This window comes from Pseudomonas sp. sp1636 (genome assembly GCF_030376615.1).
Lineage (GTDB): Bacteria > Pseudomonadota > Gammaproteobacteria > Pseudomonadales > Pseudomonadaceae > Aquipseudomonas.
Window position 1 is genome coordinate 17,745 of record NZ_JARRAB010000008.1, and the last position, 25,952, is coordinate 43,696.

A 25,952-nucleotide genomic window follows, 5' to 3' on the forward strand; every position below is an offset into this window, starting at 1 on the left:
CCAGGAGTTAGGCAATGCCTGATCTGTATCACTACCTGCAACAGCTGGTTAACGGTCTGACCGTTGGCAGCACCTATGCCTTGATCGCCATCGGCTACACCATGGTCTACGGCATCATCGGCATGATCAACTTCGCCCACGGCGAGGTTTACATGATTGGCTCCTATGTAGTTTTCATCGTTATCGCCGGCTTGGCCATGTTCGGCCTGGACAGCTTGCCCCTGATCATGATCGCGGGCTTCGCCGCCAGCATCATTGTCTGCGCGGCCTACGGTTACAGCATCGAACGCGTCGCCTATCGCCCCCTGCGCGGCGGCAACCGCCTGATCCCGCTGATTTCGGCGATCGGCATGTCGATCTTCCTGCAGAACCTCGTGTTGCTGTCCCAGGACTCCAAGGACAAGGCCATCCCCAACCCGCTGCCGGGCAACTTCGTGTTCGGTGAAAGCGCCATGAATGGCGTGGTCATTTCCTATATGCAGGTGCTGATTTTCGTCGTCACCTTCCTGGCGATGGTCGGCCTGACCCTGTTCATCTCCCGCTCCCGTTTGGGCCGGGCCTGCCGGGCCTGCGCCGAAGACTTGAAGATGGCCAACCTGCTGGGTATCAACACCAACAACATCATTAGCCTGACCTTCGTCATCGGCGCCGCCCTGGCCGCGATTGCCGCCATACTGCTGGGCATGCAATACGGCGTGATCAACCCGCACCTGGGCTTCCTCGCCGGGATCAAGGCTTTCACCGCGGCGGTGCTGGGCGGTATCGGCAGCATCCCCGGCGCGGTATTGGGCGGCCTGGTGCTCGGCGTAGCCGAAGCCTTCGGCGCCGACATCTTTGGCGATCAGTACAAGGACGTGGTGGCTTTCAGCCTGCTGGTGCTGGTGCTGCTGTTCCGACCGACCGGCATCCTGGGTCGTCCGGAGGTTGAGAAAGTATGACTACCTCGATCATGAAAAACTTCAAGACGGCCTTCTTCAGCGCTCTGCTGGTGCTGGCGGTGGCCTATCCGGTCATCGGTCTAAAACTGAGCATCGTGGGCATCAAACTGGAAGTACAAGGCGCCAGCCCGACCGTGCTCTGGGGCATCCTTGGCAGCTCGATAGCCATGTTCTGCTGGCAATTGTTCCGCACCCAGCTGGGTGCCGTCTGGAGCCATACGCCGAAGTTGCCGAGCATGCCGAGCCAGGCCAGCAACTTCCTCACCTTGCCCTCGACCCAGCGCTGGGTAGTCGTGGGGCTGATCATCATGGCCCTGGCCTGGCCGTTCTTCGGCAGCCGCGGCGCGGTGGACATCGCCACCCTGATCCTGATCTATGTGATGCTCGGCCTCGGCCTGAACATCGTGGTCGGCCTGGCCGGCCTGCTCGATCTCGGCTACGTGGCCTTCTACGCGGTCGGCGCCTACAGCTATGCGTTGCTGGCGCACTACTTCGGCCTGAGCTTCTGGATCTGCCTGCCGATTGCCGGCCTGATGGCCGCCACCTTCGGTTTCCTCCTCGGCTTCCCGGTGCTGCGCCTGCGCGGCGACTACCTGGCCATCGTCACCCTGGGCTTCGGCGAGATCATCCGCATCCTGCTGAACAACCTGACCTGGCTGACCGGCGGCCCCAACGGCATCGGCTCGATCCCCAAGCCGACCCTGTTCGGCCTGGCCTTCGAGCGCAAGGCCGCCGAGGGCATGCAGACCTTCCACGAATACTTCGGCGTCGCCTACAACTCGATCAACAAGGTGATTTTCCTCTACCTGATCGCCCTGGTGCTGGTGCTGCTGACCCTGTTCGTGATCAACCGCCTGCTGCGCATGCCGCTCGGGCGTGCCTGGGAAGCTCTGCGCGAGGACGAAATCGCCTGCCGCGCGCTGGGCATGAACCCCACCATGATCAAGCTCTCGGCCTTCACCCTGGGCGCCTGCTTCGCCGGTTTCGCCGGCAGCTTCTTCGCCGCGCGCCAGGGCCTGGTCAGCCCGCAGTCCTTCACCTTCATCGAATCGGCGATCATCCTCGCCATCGTCGTGCTGGGCGGCATGGGCTCGCAGCTGGGGATCATCTTGGCGGCCATCGTCATGATCCTGCTGCCTGAGCTGGCCCGGGAATTCAACGAGTACCGCATGCTGATGTTCGGCGCCCTGATGGTGCTGATGATGATCTGGCGTCCGCAGGGCCTGTTGCCCATGCAGCGCCCCCACCTGGAGCTGAAACAATGAGCCGCCCGATCCTAGAAGTAAGCGGCCTGTCCATGCGCTTCGGCGGCCTGCTGGCCGTCAACGGGGTGAGCCTGACCGTCAACCAGAAGCAAGTGGTGTCGATGATCGGCCCGAACGGCGCCGGCAAGACCACGGTGTTCAACTGCCTGACCGGCTTCTACCAGCCCACCAGCGGCAATATCCGCCTGGCCGGCGAGCAGATCGAGGGTCTGCCGGGCCACCAGATCGCCCGCAAGGGCGTGGTGCGCACCTTCCAGAACGTTCGCCTGTTCAAGGAAATGACCGCGGTGGAGAACCTGCTGGTGGCTCAGCACCGCCACCTCAACACCAACTTCCTCGCCGGCTTGTTGAAGACCCCGGCGTTCCGCAAGAGCGAACGCGAGGCCATGGCGTACGCCGCGCATTGGCTGGAGCAGGTCGACCTGACCGAATTCGCCAACCGCCCGGCCGGCACCCTCGCCTACGGCCAGCAACGCCGCCTGGAAATCGCCCGCTGCATGATGACCCGGCCGAGCATCCTGATGCTCGACGAACCGGCCGCCGGCCTCAACCCACGGGAAACCGACGACCTTAAAGCCCTGATCCGCATGCTGCGCGATGAACATAACGTCACCGTATTGTTGATCGAACACGACATGAAGCTGGTCATGAGCATTTCCGACCATATCTACGTGATCAACCAGGGCACGCCCCTGGCCGACGGCACGCCGGAGCAGATCCGTGCGAACCCGGACGTGATCAAAGCCTACCTGGGGGAAGCTTGATGCTGTATTTCGACAAGGTTTCCACCTTCTACGGCAAGATCCAGGCCCTCCATGACGTCGACGTCGAGGTGCGCCAAGGCGAGATCGTCACCCTGATCGGGGCCAACGGCGCCGGCAAATCGACCCTGCTGATGACCCTGTGCGGCTCACCGCAAGCGAGCAGCGGCAGCATCCGCTTCGAGGGTGAGGAATTGATCGGCCAGAACACCCCGGACATCATGCGCAAGAGCATTGCCGTGGTACCGGAAGGACGCCGGGTATTCTCCCGCCTGACCGTGGAAGAAAACCTGGTGATGGGCGGCTTCTTCACCGCCAAGGGCGAGTTCCAGGAGCAACTGGACAAGGTTCTGCATCTGTTCCCACGCTTGCAGGAACGCCTGACCCAGCGCGCCGGCACCATGTCCGGCGGCGAACAGCAGATGCTCGCCATCGGCCGGGCGCTGATGAGCAAACCCAAGCTACTGCTGCTCGACGAACCCTCGCTGGGGCTGGCTCCGATCATCATCCAGCAGATCTTCAGCATCATCGAACAGCTGCGCGCGGATGGCGTAACCGTGTTCCTGGTCGAGCAGAACGCCAACCAGGCGCTCAAGCTGGCCGACCGCGGCTATGTGCTGGAGAACGGCCGGATCGTCATGCAGGGCAGCGGGCATGATTTGCTCCATGACCCGAAGGTACGCGACGCCTACCTGGGGGGTTAAAAGCCACTGCGGGCCACGCGCGCCGCACCGTCGCTCGGCACGTTGTTAAGCGACCCTTGCAGCAAATAAAGACCGCTCTTCGGAGCGGTTTTTTTATCCGCGCACGGCGTCCCTGGCCAGTTACAATGGTTGTCCTTTTTTGCCGACGACTCTTTCCATGACCGACCCGATACGCCTGTCCAAACGCCTGATCGAACTGGTCGGCTGCTCACGCCGCGAGGCCGAGTTGTATATCGAGGGCGGCTGGGTGCTGGTCGATGGTGCGGTGGTGCAAGAGCCGCAATTCAAGGTCGGGACACAGCGCGTCGAACTGCTCCCGGACGCCGTGCTGGCGCCGGTCGAGCCGGTCACCCTGCTGCTGCATGTGCCCTCCGGTCACTCCCCGGATCGCGCGGTCGAGTCCGTTAGCCCGGCCAGCCAGTGGCCGGACGACAGTTCGGGCATCCGCCCGCTGAAAAGCCATTTCGCCCGCCTGACCACCTGCCTGCCCCTGCAGGCCGGCGCCGATGGCCTGCATGTGCTGACCCAGGACTGGCGGATCGAGCGCAAGCTCAAGGAAGATCAGGCCAAGCTGGAGCAGGAGTATGTCGTCGAGGTGATCGGCACGCTCAGCAACAGCCAGCTAAAACGCCTGAACCATGGCCTGAGCTTCAACGGCTCGGCACTGCCACCGTGCAAGGTCAGTTGGCAGAACGAAACCCGCCTGCGCTTTGCCTTGAAAAACCCACAACCCGGGCAGATCGTTTTCATGTGCAACAGCGTCGACCTCAAGGTGCTCGGCATGAAGCGCATCCGCATCGGCGGCGTGCCCATGGCCAAAGTCCCGCCCGGCCAATGGCGCTACCTGGCCGCGAAAGAACGCTTCTAGATTGCTTCGACTGCCGCCACTGGCGTTGCAGTTCCCACATTTCAGGACTTCCTCATGCTCAATAACGATGTACTGCGCAGCCTGCGCTATATGCTCGACGTCAGTGACGCGAAAATCGCCGAAATCATCCAGCTCGGCGGCAAACCGACCGGCGAAGACGCCATCGCCGCGCTGCTGAAAAAGGACGACGAGGAAGGCTTCGTCGAATGCGACGACGAACTGATGGCGCACTTTCTCGATGGCCTGGTGTACTTCAAGCGCGGCAAGGACGACAGCCGCCCGGCCCACCCCTTCGAGCTGCCAGTGACCAACAACATGGTGCTGAAGAAACTGCGGGTGGCCTACGAGCTCAAGGAAGACGACATGCACGAGATCATGCAAAGCGTCGACTGTCCGGTGTCCAAGCCCGAGATGAGCGCACTGTTTCGCAAGTTCGGCCACAGCAACTACCGCACCTGCGGCGATCAGTTCCTGCGCAACTTCCTCAAGGGCCTGACCCTGCGCGTGCGCGGCTGACTTGACGGCTGCCGCCCGCCAGCTGCGGGCGATCCTGGCCATAACCCATGGCGCCGCATTTCCAAGGGCAATAGTGACTGCCGCCTGACAGCCAGCCGATTCGGGTAGTGCCACTCACCTCCCTGAAGGATTCGCCATGCCCCCTACTTCTCCCTGCAAGGCCGCACCGCGCTAATCCCGACGAAGCGCTGGGGCCGCGAGGAGGAAATGGCGGCCCTGGCGATCAGCCTGGCCAGCACCGCCGGCGCCTACATGATCGGCGTGATTATCCCCATCGACGCTGGCTTCAGCCGCTGAATCGGCTTCTGTGCAAATGTGCGGCCGCTGGTCTGACGTGCCGCTCGCTGAGCGGCGACTCTGCTAGCTTTATTGGTTGGGGGTAACCGCACCTCAGGCCGCCGCGGCGGCAAGGAAGGTAGCCATGAGCATGGCTGACTGGCGCATGCAGGGCGCCGAATTTGCCACCTGCAACTGCAATTGGGGCTGTCCCTGTCAGTTCAGCGCCCTCCCCAGCAACGGTCACTGCGAAGCCGTGGTGTCGATGCGGATAGATCAGGGCCACTACAACGAGGTCAAACTGGACGGCCTGTGCTGGGTCGGCACCTTTGCCTGGCCCGGCGCTATCCACGAGGGCAACGGCCGCTGCCAGGTTTTCATCGAAGACAAAGCCACCCCGGAGCAGCGCGAAGCATTGCTGCGCATTCTCTCCGGAGAGGACACCGAACCCGGCAGCACGGTATTTTCGGTATTCGCCGGCACCATCAGCGAGATGCTTGAACCGCAGTTCGTGCCCATCGAGTTCAGCGTGGACGTGGACAAGCGCGAAGCCCACACGCGCATTGCCGGCGTGCTCGAGGCTACCGGCGAGCCGATTCGCAACCCGGTAACCGGCGAACTTCATGAGGCGCGGCTGATTCTGCCCAAGGGCTTCGAGTTCACCGAAGCGCAAATGGCCAGCGGTACTTACCAGACCCAGGGCGCGATCAAGATCGCCTCGCAGAATAGCCACGGGCATTTCGCCCGATTGCATTTCACCGGGCAAGGGGTGGTGCGCTGAAGGTGCGGAGCTTTCCCGAGGGGCTCGCCGACCAGCGGCAACGACGCCTACCCTACTGGCCGCTGGGCAAGGAACAATGGCTGGCGCTGCTGAGCCTGCTGACATTAATCGGCGTGGCGTGGCTGCTGTTGCTGCGCATGGCCGCGAGCATGGCCACGCCGGGCGGCATGGCCGATATGGCCATGGCGGGCATGCCGATGCCCTGGAGCCTGGCCGATGCGCTGCTGATGCTGGCGATGTGGTCGGTGATGATGGTCGGCATGATGCTACCGAGCGCCCTGCCGATGATCCTGCTCTACCAGCAGATGCTGCGCCGCTACATGGCCGCACCCCAACGGCACTGGGCTCTGCTGCTGTTCTGCCTGGCCTATCTGTTGGTGTGGAGCGGCTTCGGCCTGATCGCCACCGCGCTGCAATGGGGCCTGGATCGCCTCGCCCTGCTCAGCCCACAGATGCGCAGCCAGAGCCACTGGCTTGGCGCGGCTCTGCTGCTGGGCGCCGGCATCTATCAGTGGCTGCCGGGCAAGTCTGCCTGCCTGGCGCATTGTCGTGGGCCGGTGCAGTTTCTCCTCGGTCACTGGCGCTCCGGTGTCGTCGGTGGCTGGCTCATGGGCCTGAAACATGGCCTCTACTGCCTGGGCTGCTGCTGGATGCTGATGGGGCTGCTGTTCGTCGGCGGCGTGATGAATCTACTGTGGGTGGCCTTGATCGGCGCCTATGTGCTGCTGGAGAAGCTGCTGCCCAGAGGCCTTTGGCTCGGCCGCAGCGCCGGGTTGCTGCTGTCTGCCTGGGGCCTGCTGCTATTGTTCGCTAGCGTCGCTTAAGGCCATCGCGTATTGCGGGTAAGATGGCCCCCCTCGCCACTGCCAATCGCGTCCTTATGCCTTACTCCGTTTCGCCCATCGGTTTTCTCCGCTCCTGTTTCAAGGAGAAATTCGCCATACCGCGCCAGCCCCAGCTGGCACCGGCGGCCCGCGGCGTGCTGGAACTGCTCGCGCCCTTCGATACCGGCGAGGCGGTGCAGGGCCTGGAACAGGTCAGCCATGTCTGGCTGCTGTTTCTGTTTCACCAGGCGCTGGAGGATCAGCCACGCCTGAAAGTGCGCCCGCCACGCTTGGGTGGCAATAAATCGGTGGGGGTGTTCGCCAGCCGCGCCACCCACCGCCCCAACGGCATCGGTCAATCGGTGGTCAAGCTGGACAAGGTCGAACTCGGCAAACTCTGGCTGTCCGGCATCGACCTGCTGGATGGCACCCCGGTGCTGGATATCAAACCCTATGTGCCCTATGCCGACAGCGTCGCCCGTGCCTATAACCGCATCGCCGACAGCGCCCCGCCGCTGATCGAGGTGCAATGGCGGGACGACGCCCTCAGCCAGGCTCACAGCCACGGCCTGCGCCTCGGCGAGCCGCTGGTCGGGCTAATCGAGCAATGCCTGGCCCAGGATCCGCGCCCGGCCTATCAGGTTCCACAGCCCGAGCGCCGCTATGGCTCGCGCTTCTGGGATGTGGATGTACGCTGGCACTACCCGGAACCGGGAAAAATTTGCGTGCTGGCAGTGGTGGCGGCCTGAGCGGGACGGTCAAAAGCCAATCCAGGCGGTGCCAGCCCAGCAGTGACCGACGACGGCCAGGTGCACGGCCTGCTGATGCCGTGGCAAACCATTCGCCGTCGCAAAACCATTACACATTTTCCTTGAAGTATTGCTTCCGCCACGCCGGGCGCCGACTAAAGTTAATTCGTGGCTACCGCCTTGCGACACGTTGCCACACCCTTGCGCAGGCCATGGCTGGCCCCGAGAGCCAATAATTTACGTTATGAAAACAAATCCTTACGCACCCTCAAACAACATCGTTGACCTTCTGCTCGACGCCATTTGCGTGGTCGACAAGGCCGGACGCTTTGTTTTTGTCAGTGCGGCCTGCGAGCGCATCTTTGGTTATACGGCCGAGGAAATGGTCGGCAAGACCATGATCGAACTGGTATTTCCGGAAGATCGCGCAAGAACGCTGCAGGCGGCCAGCGAAATCATGTCGGGCACGATCAAGCCCAACTTTGAAAATCGCTATGTGCGCAAGGATGGGCAGATCGTGCACATCATGTGGTCGGCACGTTGGTCGGAGGACGATCAGCTGAGGATTGCCGTGGCCCATGACATCAGCGAACGCAAACGCAGCGAGTCGATGCAATCGGCGCTCTATGCCATTTCCGAGGCGGCGCACTTGGCCAAGGATTTGCCCGGTCTGTTTGAGAAAATCCATTCGATCCTCGGCCAACTGTTACCAGCCATCAACTTCTTCGTGGCACTTTACGATGAACAGAATGACCAACTGAGCTTCCCCTACCATATTGATGAGCGCCACCAGGCACCGGCGCCGCACAAGCGCGACGCCCTCACTCTCAGCGCCGAAATCATCCGTACCGGGCAGGCCCTGCTGCTCTCACCAGAAACGCTGGCGACCCTGCCCGAGCATGTGCAGGCTATCGACTGCGCTTCACTTTATTGGCTGGGCGTGCCGCTCAACTCACACAAGGGCACTATTGGCGCCTTGGTGGTGCAGAGTTACACCTACGGGGCGCGCTACACCGACAAGGACAAAGAGCTGCTGCAATTCGTCTCGACCCAGGTGGCCACGGCCATCGAACGCCAGCAACTGCTCAGCCGCTTGCAGTTCATGGCCCAATACGACCAGTTAACCCATCTGCCTAACCGCGCACTGCTCTATGACCGTTTGCATACCGCGCTTGCCAAAGCGCACAGGGAGCGCACGCAACTGTCTCTGCTATTCCTCGACCTGGACAAGTTCAAGCAGGTGAACGATACATTCGGCCATGCCATCGGCGATCTACTGCTGCAGATGGTTGCCAATCGCCTCAGGCAATGCGTGCGCGAGGCGGATACGGTCGCACGCCTGGGGGGCGACGAATTCGTCGTGCTGCTCGAGGACTGCCACTCGCCGGATCATGCCTTGTTGGTCGCCGAAAAAATCCGCTTGGCGCTCAACCAACCATTCGACCTGGGCGGTCAGCCTCACACGGTTCTACCGAGCATCGGGGTGGCGCTCTATCCGCAACATGGAGGCGATGCGCAACAACTGCTCAGTCATGCCGACTACGCCATGTACATGGCGAAGAAAAGCGGCGGCAACCGCTTCCAGACCACGTTCGAGCCAAACCATCCGCTGGAGAGCTACTGACGCTTGATTCCGGGCCGACGTGCACCGGGCCGGCATTCAGCCTAAACCTTGGAAGAAGCCGCCCGAACGAAAAAATGCCAGTCAGCTTAACTGACTGGCATTTTCCGTTCGGGCGGCTTCTTTGCTTACAGCACTCGCCGTTACCCAACAAAGTTGAGCAATACCCCGGCCGCCACTGCCGAGCCGATTACCCCGGCCACGTTCGGCCCCATGGCGTGCATCAGCAGGAAGTTCTGCGGATTGGCCTCCAGGCCCACCTTGTTCGACACTCGTGCCGCCATCGGCACCGCCGAGACGCCTGCCGAGCCGATCAATGGATTGATCTTGTTGCTACTGAAGAGGTTCATCAGCCTGGCCATCAACACGCCGGCCGCAGTGCCGCCACAGAAGGCGATCATGCCCAGCAGCAGAATGCCGAGAGTCTTCAATTGCAGGAACGACTCGGCAGAAAGCTTGGAACCCACGGTCAGGCCCAGACAAATGGTCACGATGTTGATCAACGCATTACGCGAGGTATCGGCCAGACGCTCGACCGCCCCTGCTTCGCGCAACAGGTTGCCGAAGGCGAACATGCCCACCAATGGTGCCGCGTCCGGCAGCAGCATGCCCACCAACAGGCACAGCACCAGCGGGAACACAATCTTCTCGACCTGGCTGACATGCCGCAACTGCTGCATGACGATGGCGCGCTCTTCCTTGGTCGTCAGCGCACGCATGATCGGCGGCTGAATCAGCGGCACCAGGGCCATGTACGAATACGCCGCCACGGCAATCGGGCCGAGCAAATGCGGGGCCAGCTTGGCCGTCACAAAGATCGAGGTCGGGCCGTCGGCACCGCCGATAATCGCGATAGAGGCCGCCTCACGCAGGGTGAACTCCATGCCAGGAATCCCCAGGGAGGCAATCGCCAGCGCGCCGATCAAGGTGGCAAAAATACCGAACTGCGCCGCCGCCCCCAGGAACAAGGTCTTCGGATTGGCCAGCATCGGCCCGAAGTCGGTCATCGCCCCGACACCCATGAAGATCAACAGCGGAAACACGCTGGTCGGCAAGCCGACTTCATAGAACAGGTGCAAAATCCCGGAGCCTTCAGCCATGCCGGCCACGGGAATGTTGGCCAGCAGACCACCAAAGCCGATCGGGATCAGCAACAACGGCTCGAAACCTTTCTTGATCGCCAGGTAGATCAATCCCAAGCAGATAGCGATCATCAAGGCCTGGCCGGGTTCCAGATGATACAGACCCGTGCTTTGCCAAAGTTTGAGGAGCTTTTCCATTAAATGCTCCTCAGCCGATGGTCAGCAGGCTGTCGCCCACCGCCACCGCATCGCCCACCTTGACGTTGACCGCACCGATGGTGCCGGCCTTGAACGCACGAATCTCGGTTTCCATCTTCATCGCTTCAAGAATGATCACCAGTTGCCCTTCTTCGACCGTAGCCCCCGGCTGCACCAGAACCTTGAAGATATTGCCCGCCAGAGGCGCCGGTTGCGGATCGCCAGCGCCGACAGATACTGGGGCAGCAGAGGCCGCTGCAGCGGCGCCACCGACAGGCTTGAGGCCTTCGATGTCACCGCCTTCGTTGACCTGAACCACAAAGGACTTGCCGTTGACTTCCACGGTATAGACTTCGGGCTTGCCCGCTTCCCGCGCCGGCAATTCGTTACCGCTCGGCGCTGGTTCGAAGGCCGCAGGGTTGCCGCGATTCTCCAGAAACTTCAGGCCAATTTGCGGGAACAGCGCATAGGTCAGCACATCGTCGATTTCATCTTTGGCCAGCTTGATGCCCTTCTCTTGGGCGATGCCCTTGAGCTCGGCGGTCAGCTTGTCCATTTCGGCACTGAGCAGGTCGGCCGGGCGACAGGTGATGGCTTCGGCACCATCCAGCACCCGCAGCTGCAGCTCTTTATTGAAGGGAGCCGGCGCTGCGCCGTATTCACCCTTCAACACGCCTGCGGTTTCCTTGGTGATCGACTTGTAGCGCTCGCCGGTCAGTACGTTGATCACCGCCTGGGTGCCGACGATCTGCGAGGTCGGGGTCACCAGCGGAATGAAGCCGAGGTCTTCGCGCACCCGCGGAATCTCGGCCAATACTTCATCGAACTTGTCCTGGGCACCCTGCTCTTTCAGCTGGCTTTCCATGTTGGTGAGCATGCCGCCCGGTACCTGGGCGACCAGAATGCGCGAGTCGACGCCCTTGAGGTTGCCCTCGAACTTGGCGTATTTCTTCCGCACTTCGCGAAAGTAAGCGGCAATTTCTTCGAGCAGCTCCAGGTTCAAGCCGGTGTCGCGCTCGGAACCCTGGAAGATCGCCACCACCGACTCGGTCGGCGAGTGGCCGTAGGTCATCGACAGCGAGGAGATCGCGGTGTCGACGTTGTCGATACCGGCCTCCACGGCCTTGAGAATCGCAGCAGTGGAAAGCCCGGCAGTGGCATGACACTGCATGTGAATCGGGATCGACAGGCTGGCCTTCAGACGCGACACCAGCTCGAAGGCGATGTACGGATTGAGAATACCGGCCATGTCCTTGATCGCGATGGAATCGGCGCCCATGTCTTCGATCTGCTTGGCCAGGTCGACCCACATCTCCAGGGTGTGCACCGGGCTGGTGGTATAGGAAATGGTGCCCTGGGCATGCTTGCCCTGCTCCTTGACCGCCCGCAGAGCGGTCTGCAGGTTGCGCGGATCGTTCATCGCGTCGAACACGCGGAACACATCGACACCGTTGACCGCTGCACGCTCGACGAATTTTTCCACCACGTCATCGGCATAATGCCGATAGCCGAGCAGGTTCTGCCCACGCAAGAGCATCTGCTGACGGGTATTGGGCATGGCCTGCTTCAACGCACGAATACGCTCCCATGGGTCTTCACCCAGGTAACGAATGCAGGCATCGAAAGTAGCGCCGCCCCAGGATTCGACCGACCAGAAGCCGACCTGATCGAGCTTGGGCGCGATCGGCAACATGTCCTCCAGACGCACCCGGGTTGCCAGAATGGATTGATGCGCGTCGCGCAGAACCACATCGGTGATACCAAGTGCATTTTTCGTAGCGGTCATACGGAAACTCCCTGACAAACCAGAATCAGCCGCGTCGCACGCGGTGTTGATGAAGGGCCAACTGAATGGCGGCAAGAATGTCTGGCTCAGGCTCCTGACCCGCTAATTTGACCGGAGCTGGAGCACTGGTCTCACGCACATGCGGAGCCGGCGCGAAACGTCCGACCACACGAGCCATCAGACGAATACAGAGAATCAATAGAGCCAGAAAGAAAAACACTGAGCCCATGCCCATCAGCATGAGATCGACACCCTCAAGCAGGAGTTGGCTGGAGGTCATAATGACTCCTTATTGGCGCGACTCGGCAGTCGCATATTCTTGGACGGAGGAGGCACCCGAAAGCTGCCGGGAAAAGCTGGCGCACCTTAGCTTGAAACAGGCGTTTGAAGCAAATCCAGAGTGTTTTTTGCGACATATTCGGATGGAATGGCGCCGCATCAAACCCTACACCCAGCACAACCCAACCAGCGGCATCGCCCAACCGCGCTGACCATAGGGTCGAGCCTTGCGCCACCAACGAGCGACTACAGCAAGAACACCGTGGCCAGCCCTAAGAAAATAAAGAAACCGCCACTGTCGGTCATCGCCGTAATCATCACACTGGCACCCAAAGCCGGATCACGCCCCATGCGCACCAGAGTCATCGGGATAAGCACCCCCATCAATGCCGCAAGCAGCATGTTCAGGGTCATGGCCCCGGTCATCACCACGCCCAGCGACCAGCTGTCGTAAAGCACATAAGCCACTACGCCAATCACCCCTCCCCAGACCAGGCCGTTGACCAGGGCGACGCCCAGCTCCTTGCGAATCAAGCGTGAGGTATTGCCGGTACTGACCTGATCCAGCGCCATGGCACGCACGATCATGGTGATGGTCTGATTGCCCGAATTGCCGCCAATACCGGCAACAATCGGCATCAAGGCGGCCAGGGCCACCAACTTCTCGATCGAGCCCTCGAACAAGCCAATCACCCGCGAAGCCATAAACGCCGTGATCAGATTGATCGCCAACCAGGCCCAGCGGTTGCGCAGCGACTTCCATACCGAGGCGAAGATGTCTTCCTCCTCGCGCAGGCCGGCCATGTTCAGCACTTCGTTTTCGCTTTCCTCACGAATCAGGTCGACCATCTCGTCGATAGTCAGGCGACCGATCAGCTTGCCGTTCTTGTCGACCACCGGCGTGGAGATCAAGTCGTAGCGCTCGAACGCCTGGGCGGCATCGTAGGCGTCCTCATCCGGATGAAAGCTCACCGGATCGGTGGCCATCACCTCGCTGACCAGTTTTTCCGGATCATTGACCAGCAAGCGCTTGACCGGCAGCACGCCCTTGAGCACGCCGTCGTAATCGACCACGAACAACTTATCAGTATGCCCCGGCAGCTCTTTGAGGCGGCGCAGGTAACGCAACACCACTTCCAGGCTGACGTCTTCGCGGATGGTGACCATCTCGAAGTCCATCAGCGCACCGACCCTATCCTCCTCATAGGACAACGCCGAGCGCACCCGCTCACGCTGCTGCGCATCGAGGGTTTCCATCAATTCATGCACGACATCGCGCGGCAGCTCGGAGGCCAGATCCGCCAGCTCGTCGGCATCCATCTCCTTGACCGCCGCGAAAATCTCGTGGTCGTCCATGTCGGCGAGCAGCGTTTCGCGCACCGCGTCGGATACTTCGAGGAGGATATCGCCGTCGCGCTCGACCTTGACCAACTGCCAGACAGTGCGGCGATCCTCAAGCGGCAGCGCTTCGAGGATATGGGCAACGTCGGCGGAGTGCAGGTCATCGAGCTTGCGTTGCAGCTCGACCAGATTCTGCCGGTGCACCAGGTTTTCCACGAGATCGTGGTGCTGGCCTTCCTGACGATGGGTCAGGTCTTCGACCAGCTTATGCCGATGCAGCAACTCAACCACCTGAGCCAGGCGATCCTGCAGGCTTTCTTGCGGTTTTTTGGCTTCTACTTCAGTCATGGCACGCTCCACCCCCAGTGGCGGCGCACGCCAAAGAGGGTCAATCAATCAGTACGCGATTGCACAATCGAGATTCAGAGTAACTACTGGGTAAGTCCATGGTGGTGATCCACAAGCCCCGGCGGGGCTGACGGGCAAAATGATAACACCGCCCGACGGCTTTGCACGCTACAAAAACCAGGTAAGAACAAGCCTTTGCAGGACAAACTTCGGCGTTTTATAAGAACCTGTAGCTGCGACGCCGGAGACACCGCACAAGGCACCACTGGCAATGCCAACCTGTGCGACTAGACTTGCACCACGACCGTCAAGGAGGACGCCTCGATGCATGGACTGCGCCGCGCAGCTTTCTGCGCCATTTTGCTGTGCCCACCACCGCTACTGGCTGCAACCGTGTTCCGCTGCGAAGACGCCAACGGCCACATCGCCTTCACCCAGCAGGGCTGCCCCAGCGAACACACGCAATACCTGCAGGACGCTTATAACGCCACACCAGGCAGCGGCAAATCCACGCCACTGGCCAAACCAAGCAAACCCTCACGGCGCAAGGGCACGCAAAAGTCCCGCGAACTGGTGGTGGTCGGCGAGCAGCAGGATGGCTGCGGCAACCTGATCAGCAATAGCGAACGCCGCACAGCCATCATCAAACAGCAGATACGCAGCGGCATGAACCGCAACGACGTGGAAAACAGCCTGGGTACACCGGACAAAATCAGCGGCCAGAACGGCCAGACCCGCTATCACTACCGCGACCGTCAAGGTAACAGCCGTCAAGTCAGCTTCGATGAAAGCGGCTGCGTTAAAGGCAAACGCTAGAAATCTGGCGGTTGCACCACCAACAGCAGCCCATGAATAAGGCTCTGTACCCGATAGGCGTTGTATCACCAAGCGCGAACTGCCTGCGATCCGTAGGAGGCCCGACCTCGGGACGAGCTTTGGCTATAGCGCGAAACGATGGGCAGGCAGCCCTGCGGGCTGCATTCGCCGCGGGGCGCGTGATCCACATGGATGTGGGAAATGCCGCTAGCCTGTCAGGAACAGGCGCGGCCCTCTACAAGAGACCGCGCATGCAACACATAATTGGGGCATAGCCATGAATAAACCCTGGCAAGGCCGCACCACAACGAACTCGCGGGCAAAAACAATCGACTAAGAAAAAGGGCCTGCATCGCTGCAGGCCCTTTTCTTGTTACTTCTGATTGGTGCACTCAGGAGGATTCGAACCTCCGACCGCTCGGTTCGTAGCCGAGTACTCTATCCAGCTGAGCTATGAGTGCAAGTGGCGCTTTTTAACCAGATCACCGCTGGTTTGAAACACGATCCGCATCGCTGCCGATCATCTTCAATATGGTGCACTCAGGAGGATTCGAACCTCCGACCGCTCGGTTCGTAGCCGAGTACTCTATCCAGCTGAGCTATGAGTGCACTGTCCGGCGCATTATAGGCATTCAATTTTTTCAATCAAGCTTAAATCAGATTAATTTCAACAACTTACCGATTAAAGCAGGATCAACACCTACAACGCTGAATAATGGCGGAGAAGGGGGGATTCGAACCCCCGACACCCTTATGAGATGTACTCCCTTAGCAGGGGAGCGCCTTCGGCCACTCGGCCACCTCTCCGCAACACGGGGCGCATGATACCCAGCTTTGCCCCGTTTGCAAAGCCAAAAATCAGATAAAAATTAGTGGCTTGGTTCTTCGTCCTTCTCTTTCTGGATGCGCTGGTAAATCTCCTCTCGGTGCACGGCTACCTCCTTCGGCGCGTTAACGCCAATGCGCACCTGATTACCCTTCACGCCCAACACGGTGACAGTGACCTCGTCACCCACCATCAGGGTCTCACCGACCCGGCGAGTTAGAATCAGCATTCCTTTCTCCTCACGGATTTAAATCCAATACAACAGTCTGCAAAAAAGATAATGGTGGCAGCCCCATGAAGCTCAAGCGAGGCCTTCACCCAAGTATTGACTAGTGTGGGCAGAAAGAAAGTCCATCCACGCCAACCAAAAAGACAAAAGGCGCGCAATAGTGCGCGCCTTTTGGGCAATGCCTCAGTCGCCCTGTCGGGCCGGGGCATCCAATTCGAAGGCGGTGTGCAGAGCACGTACCGCCAATTCCAGATATTTCTCCTCGATGACCACGGACACCTTGATTTCCGAGGTGGAGATCATCTGGATATTGATATTTTCCTTGGCCAGGGCCTCGAACATCCGACTGGCGACCCCGGCGTGGGAGCGCATGCCGACGCCGACGATCGACACCTTGGCAATCTTGATGTCGCCAATCACTTCACGAGCACCCAGCTCACGCGCGGTGTCTTCCAACACCTGCTGCGCGGCCTGATAATCGTTGCGGTGTACGGTGAAGGTGAAATCGGTGGTGTTATCGTGCGCCACGTTCTGCACGATCATGTCGACTTCGATATTGGCGGCGCTGACAGGGCCGAGAATCTTGAACGCCACGCCCGGGATGTCCGGCACGCCACGGATGGTCAGCTTGGCTTCGTCGCGGTTGAAAGCGATGCCGGAAATGATCGGCTGTTCCATGGATTCCTCTTCATCAAGGGTAATGAGGGTGCCCGGGCCCTCTTTAAAGCTGTGCAAGACGCGCAGCGGGACGTTGTACTTGCCGGCGAACTCCACCGAGCGAATTTGCAGCACCTTGGAACCCAGGCTGGCCATTTCCAGCATTTCTTCGAAGGTGATCTTCTCCAGACGCTGAGCCTGGGGCACCACACGCGGGTCAGTGGTATAGACACCATCGACGTCAGTATAGATCTGGCACTCGTCGGCCTTCAGCGCCGCCGCCAGGGCCACACCCGTGGTATCGGAACCGCCACGCCCCAGGGTGGTGATATTGCCGTGCTCGTCGACCCCCTGGAAACCGGCGACCACCACCACCCGGCCGGCCTTGAGATCGGCCCGCAGCTTCTGATCGTCGATCTGCAGGATGCGCGCCTTGTTGTGCGCGCTGTCGGTGAGAATCCGCACCTGGTTACCGGTGTAAGACACCGCCGGCACACCACGGCGAATCAGGGCCATGGTCAACAGGGCGATGGTCACCTGTTCGCCGGTGGACAACATCACGTCGAGCTCACGCGGCACCGGCTGCTCATCGCTGGCCTGTTTGGCCAGCTCGATCAGCCGATTGGTTTCACCGCTCATGGCGGAAACCACGACCACAATGTCATCGCCGTTTTCGCGGAACTTCTTCACCTTCTCGGCCACCTGCTGAATCCGCTCAACAGTGCCGACGGAGGTGCCGCCAAATTTCTGTACGATCAAAGCCATTTCAAAGCCGCCTCAGCCCGTGAAGGGCGCCCATTAAACATTCAACTCAAGCCACTGCCAAGGCCCACCGGGCGTAATGCAGGCCTTGGCGCTCACCCGCCCAGGCAGGGGCCTACAGACCTTGCTCGGCAAAGGCCACGGCCAGCGCCAAGGCGCCATCCAGCGCAGCGCTATCGGTACCGCCGCCCTGGGCCATGTCCGGCCGACCACCGCCCTTGCCGCCGACCGCCGCCGCGGCCTGCTTCATCAACTCGCCGGCCTTGAGTTTGCCAGTCAGATCCTGGGTTACACCGGCCACCAGCACGACCTTGTCGTCCTGCACGCCGCCGAGCAGGATCACCGCGCTGCCGAGCTTGTTCTTCAACTGATCGACCATGGCCAGCATGGCCTTGCCATCCAGGCCGTCGACCCGCGCGCTGAGCACCTTGACGCCCTTGACCGCCACCGCAGCGCCGGCCAGATCGTTGCCCGCCGCACTGGCGGCCTTGGCCTTGAACTGCTCCAGCTCCTTTTCCAGCTGGCGATTGCGTTCCAGCACGGCCGTCAGCTTGTCCAGCAGGTTGTCGCGACTGCCCTTGACCAGTGCGGCGGCTTCTTTCAACTGCTCTTCGGCCGCATTCAGGTAAGCGAAAGCAGCGCCACCGGTGACCGCCTCGATACGCCGCACACCCGCCGCCACTCCGCCTTCGCTGGTGATCTTGAACAGGCCGATGTCGCCGGTTCGGGAGACGTGAGTACCGCCACAGAGTTCGACGGAGAAATCGCCGCCCATGCTCAGCACGCGCACCTGGTCGCCGTACTTCTCGCCGAACAGGGCCATGGCGCCTTTTTGCTTGGCGGTTTCGATATCGGTCTCGACGGTTTCCACGGCGCTATTGAGGCGCACCTGGGTGTTGACGATATCTTCCAGCAGCTTCAATTGCGCCGGCGTGATCGCCTCGAAGTGACTGAAATCGAAACGCAGGCGCTGGCTATCGACCAGCGAGCCTTTCTGCTGCACGTGCTCGCCGACCACCTGACGCAGCGCGGCGTGCAACAAGTGCGTCGCCGAATGGTTGAGCGCGGTGGCCTGGCGCACGCTGGCGTCGACTTCGGCCTTGATCGAGGCGCCTAGGCTCAGACCGCCCTGGACGACGATGCCGTGGTGCAGGAAGGCCCCGCCGGCCTTGGTGGTGTCGCGCACATCGAAACGCACGCCGGCGCCCGCCTCATCGACAAGAAACCCGCAGTCACCGACCTGGCCACCGGATTCGGCGTAGAACGGCGTCTGGTCGAGCACCACCACGCCCTCCTCGCCCTCATTCAAACGTTCGACCGCCTGGCCGTCGCGCAGTAGCGCGATAACGCTGCCGCTGCCGCTGGTGCCGGCGTAGCCGAGGAAGCGCGTATCGCTGTCGACCTTGACCAGGCTGTTGTAATCCATGCCGAACGAGCTGGCGGAACGGGCGCGCTCGCGCTGGGCCTGCATTTCGCGCTCGAAGCCGGCCTCATCGAGGCTCAGCTCGCGCTCGCGGGCGATGTCGCCGGTCAGATCCATGGGGAAGCCGTAGGTGTCGTACAGCTTGAAGATCACCTCGCCGGGGATAACGCTGCCCGCAAGCTCGCTCAGATCCTGCTCGAGGATCTTCAGGCCCTGCTCCAGGGTCTTGGCGAACTGCTCTTCTTCGGTTTTCAGCACCCGCTCGATCTGTGCCTGCTGCTGCTTCAGCTCGGGGAAGGCTTCGCCCATCTCGGCCACCAGCGCCGCGACTATCCGATAGAAGAAGCTGCCCTTGGCGCCCAGCTTGTTACCGTGGCGGCAGGCGCGGCGGACGATGCGGCGCAGCACGTAGCCGCGGCCCTCGTTGGACGGGGTAACGCCGTCGGCGATCAGGAAGCTACAGGAACGGATATGGTCGGCCACCACTTTCAGCGACGCCTGATCTTCGTTGGCGCAGCCGATGGCCTGAGCCGAGGCGTTCAGCAGGCTCTGGAACAGGTCGATCTGGTAGTTCGAGTTGACGTGCTGCAGCACCGCGCTGATGCGCTCCAGACCCATGCCGGTGTCCACGCTCGGCGCCGGCAGCGCATGCAGCACGCCGTCCGCGGTGCGGTTGAACTGCATGAACACGTTGTTCCAGATCTCGATGTAGCGATCGCCATCTTCTTCCGGCGAACCGGGCGGGCCGCCCCAGATATGCTCGCCGTGATCGAAGAATATCTCGGTGCAAGGGCCGCACGGCCCGGTGTCGCCCATGGTCCAGAAGTTGTCGGAGGCATAGGGCGCGCCCTTATTGTCGCCGATGCGGATCATCCGCTCGGCCGGCACGCCGATTTCCTTGTTCCAGATATCGAAAGCTTCGTCGTCGTTGGCGTAGACGGTGACCCAGAGTTTGTCCTTGGGCAGGTTCAGCCAGCGCTCACTGGTGAGAAATTCCCAAGCAAAGTGGATGGCGTCGCGCTTGAAGTAATCGCCGAAGCTGAAGTTACCGAGCATTTCGAAGAAGGTATGGTGGCGCGCGGTATAGCCGACGTTTTCCAGGTCGTTGTGCTTGCCACCGGCACGCACGCACTTCTGGCTGGTGACCGCACGGGTATAGGCACGTTTTTCCAGGCCGAGGAAGCAGTCCTTGAACTGATTCATCCCGGCGTTAGTGAACAGCAGCGTCGGGTCGTTCGCCGGGATCAGCGAGCTGGAAGCGACACGGGTGTGCCCTTTTTCTTCGAAGAAGCTCAAGAAGGCTTCACGGATTTCTGCGCTTTTCATAGGATCATCCACGGAAACAGGCGGCCACGGCAAAGCCGGCAAAGGGCCGCATTATATCGGGCCTGCGCTATGGGGCTAGTACCTTTATTAATAGGCAGCGTCTATTTGACGCTATGTTTCGATCAGTTTTCCCGGAAAGCGGCGAACGCCTCAAGCACCCGGCCAATGTTATCCGCCGAGATGTCCATATGCGTAACCATGCGCAGACGCGGCGCGGCCGTCAGCCTGATCCCGCGCTCGGCGCAGAACGCTTGGAGTGCGCCGGCCTGCTCGCCGACCTGGGCATAGACCATGTTGGTCTGCACCGGCTCGACCGCGTAGCCTAACCCGCGCAGTCCGTCGGCCAGGCATTCGGCATTGGCGTGATCGTCGGCCAGGCGGGCCACCTGATGCTCCAGGGCATAGAGCCCGGCAGCAGCCAGCAGGCCGGCCTGGCGCATGCCGCCGCCGACCATCTTGCGCAAACGCCGCGCCTTGCCGATCAGCTCGCCGCTGCCGCACAGCAGCGAACCCACTGGCGCGCCCAAGCCTTTGGACAAACACACCGAGACCGAATCGAAGTGCCGGGTAATCTCCCTGGCCGGCACGCCCTGCTTGACCGCCGCGTTGTACAGCCGCGCGCCGTCCAGGTGCAGGGCCAGGCCATGCTGGCGGGTCAGTTCGCGGGCCGCGGCCAGATAACTCAACGGCAGCACTTTGCCCTGCATGGTGTTTTCCAGCGCCAGCAGGCGGGTGCGGGCGAAGTGGAAGTCGTCCTGCTTGATTGCCGCCGCGACTCTGCCCAGGTCGAGCGAACCATCGGCCTCGCCTTCGATCGGCTGCGGCTGGATCGAACCCAGCACCGCCGCGCCGCCGCCTTCATATTTATAGGTATGTGCCTGCTGGCCGACGATGTATTCGTCGCCACGCTCACAGTGGGCCATCAGGCCGAGCAGGTTGCTCATGGTGCCGCTCGGCACGAACAGCGCGCCGGCAAAGCCCAGCTCGGCGGCCAGGTAACATTCCAGGCGGTTGACCGTGGGATCCTCGCCGTAGACGTCATCGCCCAACTCGGCCGCCAGCATGGCCTCGCGCATACCGGCACTGGGTTGGGTAACGGTATCGCTGCGCAGGTCGATGACGGGCATGGACGGTTTTCCTTAACGTGACGAAAACGCCGATGCTAAGGCGCCGGTCACAGGCACACAAGTTACAGTTCCGGGGGATACAGTTTCGTAGCCCGCCTAAATTTATAGAGCAGGCCCTGGCGCAAAACGGGATGACGGCAATCCCGGATTGCGCTGCGCTTATCCGGGCTACACATGACCGATCAGGCCAGCTGCACGTCTTCCGCCGGGACGATGAGGATGCCGGCGCGCAGACCGTTTTTCACCTTGGGGTTGGGGAAAATGATTCGCGCATTCGGCTCTTCCACTACCCAGCGGGTACCGGCCATATCCTCGGCAAGCAGATAGCCGAGCGGCAGCTGGCTGAAATTTTCGACGTCCACCGGCAGGTGCAAGCGGAAGGTGTCGCTGTGCTTGATGACTTCCCGCGCCACGGTGAACAACTGCAGCCCGCTCAGTTCGGCGCCTTGCGCTTGCGGCTCTGGCTCGCAGCCTTCGATGATGTACTGCAGACGCTGTTCGAGCCGCTCCAGATTGACCTGCTGGTTCTGGCCGAAGGCACGCGCCTTGCCCAGTTCCAGGGTGAAAGCTTCGGCGCCCAGCTGCGTGTAAGTGTAAGCGCTGAAGGTGATCGAACTCTTGTTGTGCAGCAGCACCGCCTCGATCCCCGCCGCATTCAAGCGGGCCAGTTCGCGCAGACTGCGCGGCCGCCCCGCCTGCCAGGGATACAGGGCGAACTGCTCGATTTTCGAGGCGCGGATCGCGGTATGCAGGTCGTAGTGCAGGCGGGTACGTTCGGGCTTGCTGAAGAAAGTCGCGGCCAGATGCTCGAGCTCACAGGCACGCATGGCCTCGGCACCGGCATGCTGCTCGTGCTGGCCGTTGAACAGGCGATTGATGTCCTGCTCGATATAACGCTCGCCGCGGCGGATCGCCGGCGGATTGCCGAACAGGAAGAGGATCCGTGCGCGCGGCTTCAGCTCGCCACGGGCAATACCGTGCAGCAGGCGGTCGAGCAATTCGATGGGGGCGGTTTCATTGCCGTGGATGCCGGCCGAGAGCAGCAGATCCAGGCCATTGTCGCTGGCCGCCGGCGGCGTCACTTCCAGCGCGCCTTCGGCCAGCCAGCGCAAACGCGCGCCCTCGGGCGTCAGCTGGATCTTCGCTGCCGGTTCAAAGCCGGCCAAGGTCAGTTCAAGCAGTTTGCCGAGGGCAAGCATAGGAGTTACCTCAATCGTGATTGCAGTCTGGGCCGTGCACGTGCTCGTCGTCGCCGGGCTCGCCCGGCTCCATCTCCAGCTCCAGGCTGACCAGGTTGGTGGCCAGCGGGCGCAGCAGCAGGTTGGCGTACTCGGCCGCACCCTCCTCCACGTCCACGCCAATCATCAACTGGTTATTGCCAACCTGCTGAAACCAGACTTCCTGGCCCTGCCACATGACGGCAAAACGGGTGCAGGTGGTTTCCAGCTGGGTGCCATCTTCATCTTCGAGAATCAGTTGCAGGACATCGGACATTATTCAAAGCTCCACGCTATAAGCCACAAGCAGCAAGTTTAGAACGCCAAGCGTGCGCTTGAGGCTGCTGGCTTGCCGCTCAGTTCAATTGAAAAGGATAAACCGCACCCAGTTTAAGGATCTGGGTCAATTCATCCAATGCCGTGCGGCATTCAATTAGCAATTGCGGATCGGCCAATTCGCTCTCGCGGAGGCTATCGCGGTAGTGCTTGTCGACCCAGACGTTGAGCGTGTCATACAGCTGCGGGGTCATGATCACCCCCGGATTCACCGCCGCCAGCTCATTGTCCTTGAGCGCCACGCGCAGACGCAGGCAGGCCGGGCCGCCGCCGTTCTGCATGCTTTGCTTGAGGTCGAACACCTTGACCTCGCGAATCGGCCCGCTGCCGCTGGTGAGCCGCTGCAGGTAATTCCACACATTGCCGTTGTTGCGGCACTCCTCCGGCACGATCAGCAACATGCCGCCGTCGGCGCGCGACAACAACTGGCTGTTGAACAGGTAGGACTTCACCGCGTCCTCTACCGTGACTGCATCGCGCGGCACGCACACCGCTTGCAGGTTGCCGCCACGACGGCCGAGCTTGTCGCCCAGCTCGGCCAGCACCTTGTCGGTGTCGAGGAAGGCGTCCTGGTGATAGAACAGCACTTCGCCGTTACCCACCGCGATCACGTCGTTGTGGAATACGCCCTGATCGATCACCGCCGGGTTCTGCTGAGCATAGACCACGCCCTCCTCGCTCAGACCATGCAGGCGGGCGACGGCCTGGGAAGCTTCCAGGGTCTGCCGCGCCGGGTAACGCTGCGGTGCCGGGAAGCGGCTGTCGAAGGCGCTGCGGCCGAACACGAAAAACTCCACCCCGGCCTCGCCATAACCCTTGCAGAAGCGCGTGTGGTTGGCCGCGCCCTCGTCACCGAACTGCCCCACCGCCGGCAGCGCCGGGTGATGGGCGAAATGCTGAGCGTTGGCGAACATGGCGCCGAGCACGCGGCTGGTGGTCGGGTGCTCGATGCTGCGGTGGAATTTGCAGTTGAGGTTGGCGGCGGTGAAATGCACCCGGCCGTCGGCGGTATCGGCACTGGGGCTGACGGTGCAGGCGTTGGCCGTCCACATGCTCGAGGCCGAGCAGCTTGCCACCAATAAAGGCATGGCCTGTTTCGCCGCCCGCTCGATCACCTGGGCATCGCTGCCGGTGAAGCCGAGGCGGCGCAGCACCGCCACATCCGGACGTTCCTGCGGGGCCAGCACGCCCTGCTTGAAGCCCATCTCCATCAGCGCCTTCATCTTCGCCAGACCTTGCTTGGCGGCTTGCTTCGGGCTGGAGGCGGCCTGGCTGTTGCTCTGCGAAGCGACGTTGCCGTAGGACAGGCCGCCGTAGTTGTGGGTCGGGCCGACCAAACCGTCGAAATTCATTTCATAGGCGGACATTACAGGCTTACTCCCGGGGTCAGGGTGGCGGGCAGGCTCAGGCTCTCGCTTTCCAGCGAGGCCACCGGATAGGCGCAGTAATCCGCCGCGTAGTAAGCACTGGCGCGGTGGTTGCCGGAAGCACCGACGCCACCGAACGGGGCCGTGCTGGCGGCGCCGGTCAGCTGCTTGTTCCAGTTGACGATGCCGGCGCGGCTGTGCAGCCAGAACTGCTGGTAACGCGCGCTGGAGTCCGACAGCAAACCGGCGGCCAGGCCGAACTGGGTGTTGTTGGCCTCGGCGATTGCGCCCTCGAAATCGGCATAGCGGATGACTTGCAGCAGCGGGCCGAAGAACTCTTCGTCCGCACGTTCGGCCACCGCGCTGACATCGAGAATACCCGGGGTCAGCAAGGCGGCGCCGGGCAGCGGCCGGGTCATCGCCAGCAGCGCCGTGGCGCCCTTGTCGAGCAATTGCTGCTGGGCCTGCAGCAGGTGTTCGGCCGCGCCTAAGGAAATCACCGAGCCCATGAAGGGCGCCGGCTGCTCGTCATAACGGCCGACCTTGATCTGCCCGGCGACCTGAACCAGACGCGCGAGCAAGGCATCGCCCCACTCGCCCTGCGGCACCAGCAGACGCCGGGCACAGGTGCAGCGCTGGCCGGCACTGATAAAGGCCGACTGCACGATGGTGTAGACCGCGGCGTCGACGTCGGCGACCTGGTCGACGATCAACGGGTTGTTGCCGCCCATTTCCAGGGCGAGGATCTTGTCCGGGCGCCCGGCGAACTGCTGGTGCAACAGGTTGCCGGTGCGGCTGGAACCGGTGAAGAACAGCCCATCGATGCCCGAATTGCCGGCCAGGGCCACGCCGGTTTCCCGTGCGCCCTGCAGCAGATTGAGCACGCCCGCCGGCAAGCCGGCCTCAATCCAGCACTTGACGGTCAGCTCGGCGACTTTCGGCGTCAGCTCGCTGGGTTTGAACAGCACGCAATTGCCGGCCAGCAGCGCCGGGACAATGTGCCCATTGGGCAGGTGGCCGGGGAAATTGTAGGGACCGAACACCGCCACCACGCCATGCGGCTTGTGCCGCAGCACGGCATTGGCATCGGCCAGCGGCGCACTCTTCTCGCCGGTACGTTCGCGGTAGCTCTGCACCGAGATGGCGACCTTGTTGACCATGCTGGTGACTTCGGTGGCCGACTCCCACAGCGGCTTGCCGGTTTCCTCGCCAATCGCCTGGGCCAGTTCGTCGGCACGGCCCCTGAGGGCCACGGCGAAGCGTTCCAGCACGGCGATGCGCCCGTCCAGGGAACTCGCGGCCCAGCCGGCAAACGCGGTGCGGGCGGCCATTACGGCAGCCTCGACCTGAGCGGCACTGGCCGCCTGGCCCCGCCAGACCACGGCCTGACTGACCGGATTCAACGACTCCAGGGCTTCGCCCTGACCAACCTGCCAGCTACCGGCGATGTAATGGGTGCTCATTTTGTTTTATCACTCCCAGCCATTTCATCACCCGGCGTTGCGCCGGGCATGCTCTTCGATCGAACG

The 25,952-nt window shown here is 61.8% G+C and carries 24 protein-coding genes, 3 tRNA genes and 1 pseudogene; 13 read left to right on the top strand and 15 right to left on the bottom strand.

What is annotated here, in order from left to right; translation table 11 throughout:
• The first annotated feature begins 14 nt into the window (after nt 1-14).
• From livH to P8H27_RS09710, 11 genes and pseudogenes are all read left to right on the top strand, one after another.
• Complete coding sequence (gene livH, locus P8H27_RS09660; protein ID WP_289637077.1) at nt 15-938, top strand: high-affinity branched-chain amino acid ABC transporter permease LivH; 924 nt, start codon at nt 15-17, stop codon at nt 936-938.
• Nucleotides 935-2,203, top strand: a complete 1,269-nt coding sequence (locus P8H27_RS09665; RefSeq protein WP_374761342.1) for a high-affinity branched-chain amino acid ABC transporter permease LivM — start codon at nt 935-937, stop codon at nt 2,201-2,203. Before livH ends, P8H27_RS09665 begins: the two co-directional genes overlap by 4 nt.
• On the top strand, nt 2,200-2,967 hold the full coding sequence (livG, locus tag P8H27_RS09670) for a high-affinity branched-chain amino acid ABC transporter ATP-binding protein LivG (protein WP_289637078.1): 768 nt from the start codon (nt 2,200-2,202) through the stop codon (nt 2,965-2,967). Before P8H27_RS09665 ends, livG begins: the two co-directional genes overlap by 4 nt.
• Nucleotides 2,967-3,668 (top strand): ABC transporter ATP-binding protein, encoded by a 702-nt coding sequence (locus P8H27_RS09675; RefSeq protein ID WP_289637079.1) that lies wholly within the window; start codon nt 2,967-2,969, stop codon nt 3,666-3,668. Before livG ends, P8H27_RS09675 begins: the two co-directional genes overlap by 1 nt.
• Before the next feature lie 157 nt (nt 3,669-3,825).
• Entirely contained in the window at nt 3,826-4,536 is a 711-nt protein-coding gene (locus tag P8H27_RS09680; protein ID WP_289637081.1) for an rRNA pseudouridine synthase, read from the top strand.
• Between the two features lie 54 nt (nt 4,537-4,590).
• On the top strand, nt 4,591-5,052 hold the full coding sequence (locus P8H27_RS09685) for a DUF1456 family protein (RefSeq protein ID WP_289637082.1): 462 nt from the start codon (nt 4,591-4,593) through the stop codon (nt 5,050-5,052).
• A 168-nt stretch (nt 5,053-5,220) separates the two neighbouring features.
• Nucleotides 5,221-5,349: pseudogene (locus P8H27_RS09690) on the top strand (3-oxoacyl-ACP reductase); the annotation flags it as partial.
• A 124-nt stretch (nt 5,350-5,473) separates the two neighbouring features.
• Nucleotides 5,474-6,109: a DUF1326 domain-containing protein gene (locus tag P8H27_RS09695; RefSeq protein WP_289637083.1), complete on the top strand. Its 636-nt coding sequence runs from the start codon at nt 5,474-5,476 to the stop codon at nt 6,107-6,109.
• A 2-nt stretch (nt 6,110-6,111) separates the two neighbouring features.
• Nucleotides 6,112-6,933, top strand: coding sequence for a DUF2182 domain-containing protein (locus P8H27_RS09700; protein ID WP_289637084.1), 822 nt, complete (start codon nt 6,112-6,114; stop codon nt 6,931-6,933).
• Nucleotides 6,934-6,989: 56 nt separating this feature from the next.
• On the top strand, nt 6,990-7,682 hold the full coding sequence (gene tsaA / locus P8H27_RS09705; RefSeq protein WP_289637085.1) for a tRNA (N6-threonylcarbamoyladenosine(37)-N6)-methyltransferase TrmO: 693 nt from the start codon (nt 6,990-6,992) through the stop codon (nt 7,680-7,682).
• Between the two features lie 244 nt (nt 7,683-7,926).
• On the top strand, nt 7,927-9,306 hold the full coding sequence (locus P8H27_RS09710; protein WP_289637087.1) for a bifunctional diguanylate cyclase/phosphodiesterase: 1,380 nt from the start codon (nt 7,927-7,929) through the stop codon (nt 9,304-9,306).
• A gap of 140 nt (nt 9,307-9,446) precedes the next feature.
• Here P8H27_RS09710 and P8H27_RS09715 read toward each other — a convergent pair whose 3' ends face one another.
• Genes P8H27_RS09715 through P8H27_RS09725 form a run of 3 tightly spaced genes read right to left on the bottom strand, consistent with a single transcriptional unit; the run spans nt 9,447 to nt 12,649 of the window.
• The gene (locus P8H27_RS09715) at nt 9,447-10,583 is read right to left on the bottom strand and encodes a sodium ion-translocating decarboxylase subunit beta (protein ID WP_289637089.1); all 1,137 of its coding nucleotides are present in this window, start codon (nt 10,581-10,583) and stop codon (nt 9,447-9,449) included.
• 10 nt (nt 10,584-10,593) lie between these two features.
• Nucleotides 10,594-12,369 (bottom strand): sodium-extruding oxaloacetate decarboxylase subunit alpha, encoded by a 1,776-nt coding sequence (oadA, locus tag P8H27_RS09720; protein ID WP_289637090.1) that lies wholly within the window; start codon nt 12,367-12,369, stop codon nt 10,594-10,596.
• A 25-nt stretch (nt 12,370-12,394) separates the two neighbouring features.
• Complete coding sequence (locus tag P8H27_RS09725; RefSeq protein ID WP_289637092.1) at nt 12,395-12,649, bottom strand: OadG family protein; 255 nt, start codon at nt 12,647-12,649, stop codon at nt 12,395-12,397.
• Nucleotide 12,650: 1 nt separating this feature from the next.
• Between P8H27_RS09725 and P8H27_RS09730 the strand changes: the two genes are divergently transcribed.
• Nucleotides 12,651-12,860, top strand: a complete 210-nt coding sequence (locus P8H27_RS09730; RefSeq protein WP_289637094.1) for a hypothetical protein — start codon at nt 12,651-12,653, stop codon at nt 12,858-12,860.
• Nucleotides 12,861-12,894: 34 nt separating this feature from the next.
• Here the strand turns inward: P8H27_RS09730 and mgtE are convergent, their stop codons facing one another.
• Nucleotides 12,895-14,337: a magnesium transporter gene (mgtE, locus tag P8H27_RS09735; RefSeq protein WP_289637096.1), complete on the bottom strand. Its 1,443-nt coding sequence runs from the start codon at nt 14,335-14,337 to the stop codon at nt 12,895-12,897.
• 324 nt (nt 14,338-14,661) lie between these two features.
• Between mgtE and P8H27_RS09740 the strand changes: the two genes are divergently transcribed.
• Nucleotides 14,662-15,153 (top strand): DUF4124 domain-containing protein, encoded by a 492-nt coding sequence (locus P8H27_RS09740; RefSeq protein ID WP_289637098.1) that lies wholly within the window; start codon nt 14,662-14,664, stop codon nt 15,151-15,153.
• 384 nt (nt 15,154-15,537) lie between these two features.
• Here P8H27_RS09740 and P8H27_RS09745 read toward each other — a convergent pair.
• The 11 genes from P8H27_RS09745 to astD all read right to left on the bottom strand — a co-directional run bounded on the left by P8H27_RS09745 (nt 15,538) and on the right by astD (nt 25,886).
• Nucleotides 15,538-15,614, bottom strand: a tRNA-Arg gene (locus tag P8H27_RS09745).
• Between the two features lie 71 nt (nt 15,615-15,685).
• Nucleotides 15,686-15,762: transfer RNA gene (locus P8H27_RS09750), tRNA-Arg, on the bottom strand.
• 107 nt (nt 15,763-15,869) lie between these two features.
• A tRNA-Ser gene (locus P8H27_RS09755) sits at nt 15,870-15,960 on the bottom strand.
• 62 nt (nt 15,961-16,022) lie between these two features.
• Nucleotides 16,023-16,208 carry a carbon storage regulator CsrA gene (gene csrA / locus P8H27_RS09760; protein ID WP_010490393.1) on the bottom strand — a complete coding sequence of 62 codons (186 nt, stop codon included), beginning with the start codon at nt 16,206-16,208 and terminating at the stop codon, nt 16,023-16,025.
• 183 nt (nt 16,209-16,391) lie between these two features.
• Nucleotides 16,392-17,630, bottom strand: a complete 1,239-nt coding sequence (locus P8H27_RS09765) for an aspartate kinase (RefSeq protein WP_289637101.1) — start codon at nt 17,628-17,630, stop codon at nt 16,392-16,394.
• A 112-nt stretch (nt 17,631-17,742) separates the two neighbouring features.
• Nucleotides 17,743-20,376, bottom strand: coding sequence for an alanine--tRNA ligase (gene alaS, locus P8H27_RS09770; RefSeq protein ID WP_289637102.1), 2,634 nt, complete (start codon nt 20,374-20,376; stop codon nt 17,743-17,745).
• A gap of 122 nt (nt 20,377-20,498) precedes the next feature.
• A complete protein-coding gene (ltaE, locus tag P8H27_RS09775) occupies nt 20,499-21,503 on the bottom strand; it encodes a low-specificity L-threonine aldolase (protein ID WP_289637103.1) in 1,005 nt (334 codons plus the stop codon).
• A gap of 182 nt (nt 21,504-21,685) precedes the next feature.
• Nucleotides 21,686-22,702, bottom strand: coding sequence for a succinylglutamate desuccinylase (gene astE / locus P8H27_RS09780; RefSeq protein ID WP_289637104.1), 1,017 nt, complete (start codon nt 22,700-22,702; stop codon nt 21,686-21,688).
• Nucleotides 22,703-22,712: 10 nt separating this feature from the next.
• Entirely contained in the window at nt 22,713-22,997 is a 285-nt protein-coding gene (locus P8H27_RS09785; protein ID WP_289637106.1) for a topoisomerase II, read from the bottom strand.
• Nucleotides 22,998-23,076: 79 nt separating this feature from the next.
• Complete coding sequence (gene astB, locus P8H27_RS09790) at nt 23,077-24,423, bottom strand: N-succinylarginine dihydrolase (RefSeq protein WP_289637107.1); 1,347 nt, start codon at nt 24,421-24,423, stop codon at nt 23,077-23,079.
• Nucleotides 24,423-25,886 (bottom strand): succinylglutamate-semialdehyde dehydrogenase, encoded by a 1,464-nt coding sequence (astD, locus tag P8H27_RS09795; protein ID WP_289637108.1) that lies wholly within the window; start codon nt 25,884-25,886, stop codon nt 24,423-24,425. Before astD ends, astB begins: the two co-directional genes overlap by 1 nt.
• Between the last annotated feature and the right edge of the window lie 66 nt (nt 25,887-25,952).

Bases quoted from the DNA above. Each gene is read 5' to 3' on its own strand.
- alaS (WP_289637102.1), bottom strand. From the start codon at position 20,376: ATGAAAAGCGCAGAAATCCGTGAAGCCTTCTTGAGCTTCTTCGAAGAA.
- P8H27_RS09695 (WP_289637083.1), top strand. From the start codon at position 5,474: ATGAGCATGGCTGACTGGCGCATGCAGGGCGCCGAATTTGCCACCTGC.
- astE (WP_289637104.1), bottom strand. From the start codon at position 22,702: ATGCTTGCCCTCGGCAAACTGCTTGAACTGACCTTGGCCGGCTTTGAA.
- tsaA (WP_289637085.1), top strand. From the start codon at position 6,990: ATGCCTTACTCCGTTTCGCCCATCGGTTTTCTCCGCTCCTGTTTCAAG.
- P8H27_RS09730 (WP_289637094.1), top strand. From the start codon at position 12,651: ATGACTCCTTATTGGCGCGACTCGGCAGTCGCATATTCTTGGACGGAG.
- csrA (WP_010490393.1), bottom strand. From the start codon at position 16,208: ATGCTGATTCTAACTCGCCGGGTCGGTGAGACCCTGATGGTGGGTGAC.
- P8H27_RS09765 (WP_289637101.1), bottom strand. From the start codon at position 17,630: ATGGCTTTGATCGTACAGAAATTTGGCGGCACCTCCGTCGGCACTGTT.
- astB (WP_289637107.1), bottom strand. From the start codon at position 24,423: ATGTCCGCCTATGAAATGAATTTCGACGGTTTGGTCGGCCCGACCCAC.
- ltaE (WP_289637103.1), bottom strand. From the start codon at position 21,503: ATGCCCGTCATCGACCTGCGCAGCGATACCGTTACCCAACCCAGTGCC.
- P8H27_RS09680 (WP_289637081.1), top strand. From the start codon at position 3,826: ATGACCGACCCGATACGCCTGTCCAAACGCCTGATCGAACTGGTCGGC.
- P8H27_RS09715 (WP_289637089.1), bottom strand. From the start codon at position 10,583: ATGGAAAAGCTCCTCAAACTTTGGCAAAGCACGGGTCTGTATCATCTG.
- P8H27_RS09725 (WP_289637092.1), bottom strand. From the start codon at position 12,649: ATGACCTCCAGCCAACTCCTGCTTGAGGGTGTCGATCTCATGCTGATG.
- oadA (WP_289637090.1), bottom strand. From the start codon at position 12,369: ATGACCGCTACGAAAAATGCACTTGGTATCACCGATGTGGTTCTGCGC.
- livG (WP_289637078.1), top strand. From the start codon at position 2,200: ATGAGCCGCCCGATCCTAGAAGTAAGCGGCCTGTCCATGCGCTTCGGC.
- P8H27_RS09665 (WP_374761342.1), top strand. From the start codon at position 935: ATGACTACCTCGATCATGAAAAACTTCAAGACGGCCTTCTTCAGCGCT.
- P8H27_RS09675 (WP_289637079.1), top strand. From the start codon at position 2,967: ATGCTGTATTTCGACAAGGTTTCCACCTTCTACGGCAAGATCCAGGCC.
- P8H27_RS09785 (WP_289637106.1), bottom strand. From the start codon at position 22,997: ATGTCCGATGTCCTGCAACTGATTCTCGAAGATGAAGATGGCACCCAG.
- livH (WP_289637077.1), top strand. From the start codon at position 15: ATGCCTGATCTGTATCACTACCTGCAACAGCTGGTTAACGGTCTGACC.
- P8H27_RS09740 (WP_289637098.1), top strand. From the start codon at position 14,662: ATGCATGGACTGCGCCGCGCAGCTTTCTGCGCCATTTTGCTGTGCCCA.
- mgtE (WP_289637096.1), bottom strand. From the start codon at position 14,337: ATGACTGAAGTAGAAGCCAAAAAACCGCAAGAAAGCCTGCAGGATCGC.
- P8H27_RS09710 (WP_289637087.1), top strand. From the start codon at position 7,927: ATGAAAACAAATCCTTACGCACCCTCAAACAACATCGTTGACCTTCTG.
- P8H27_RS09685 (WP_289637082.1), top strand. From the start codon at position 4,591: ATGCTCAATAACGATGTACTGCGCAGCCTGCGCTATATGCTCGACGTC.
- astD (WP_289637108.1), bottom strand. From the start codon at position 25,886: ATGAGCACCCATTACATCGCCGGTAGCTGGCAGGTTGGTCAGGGCGAA.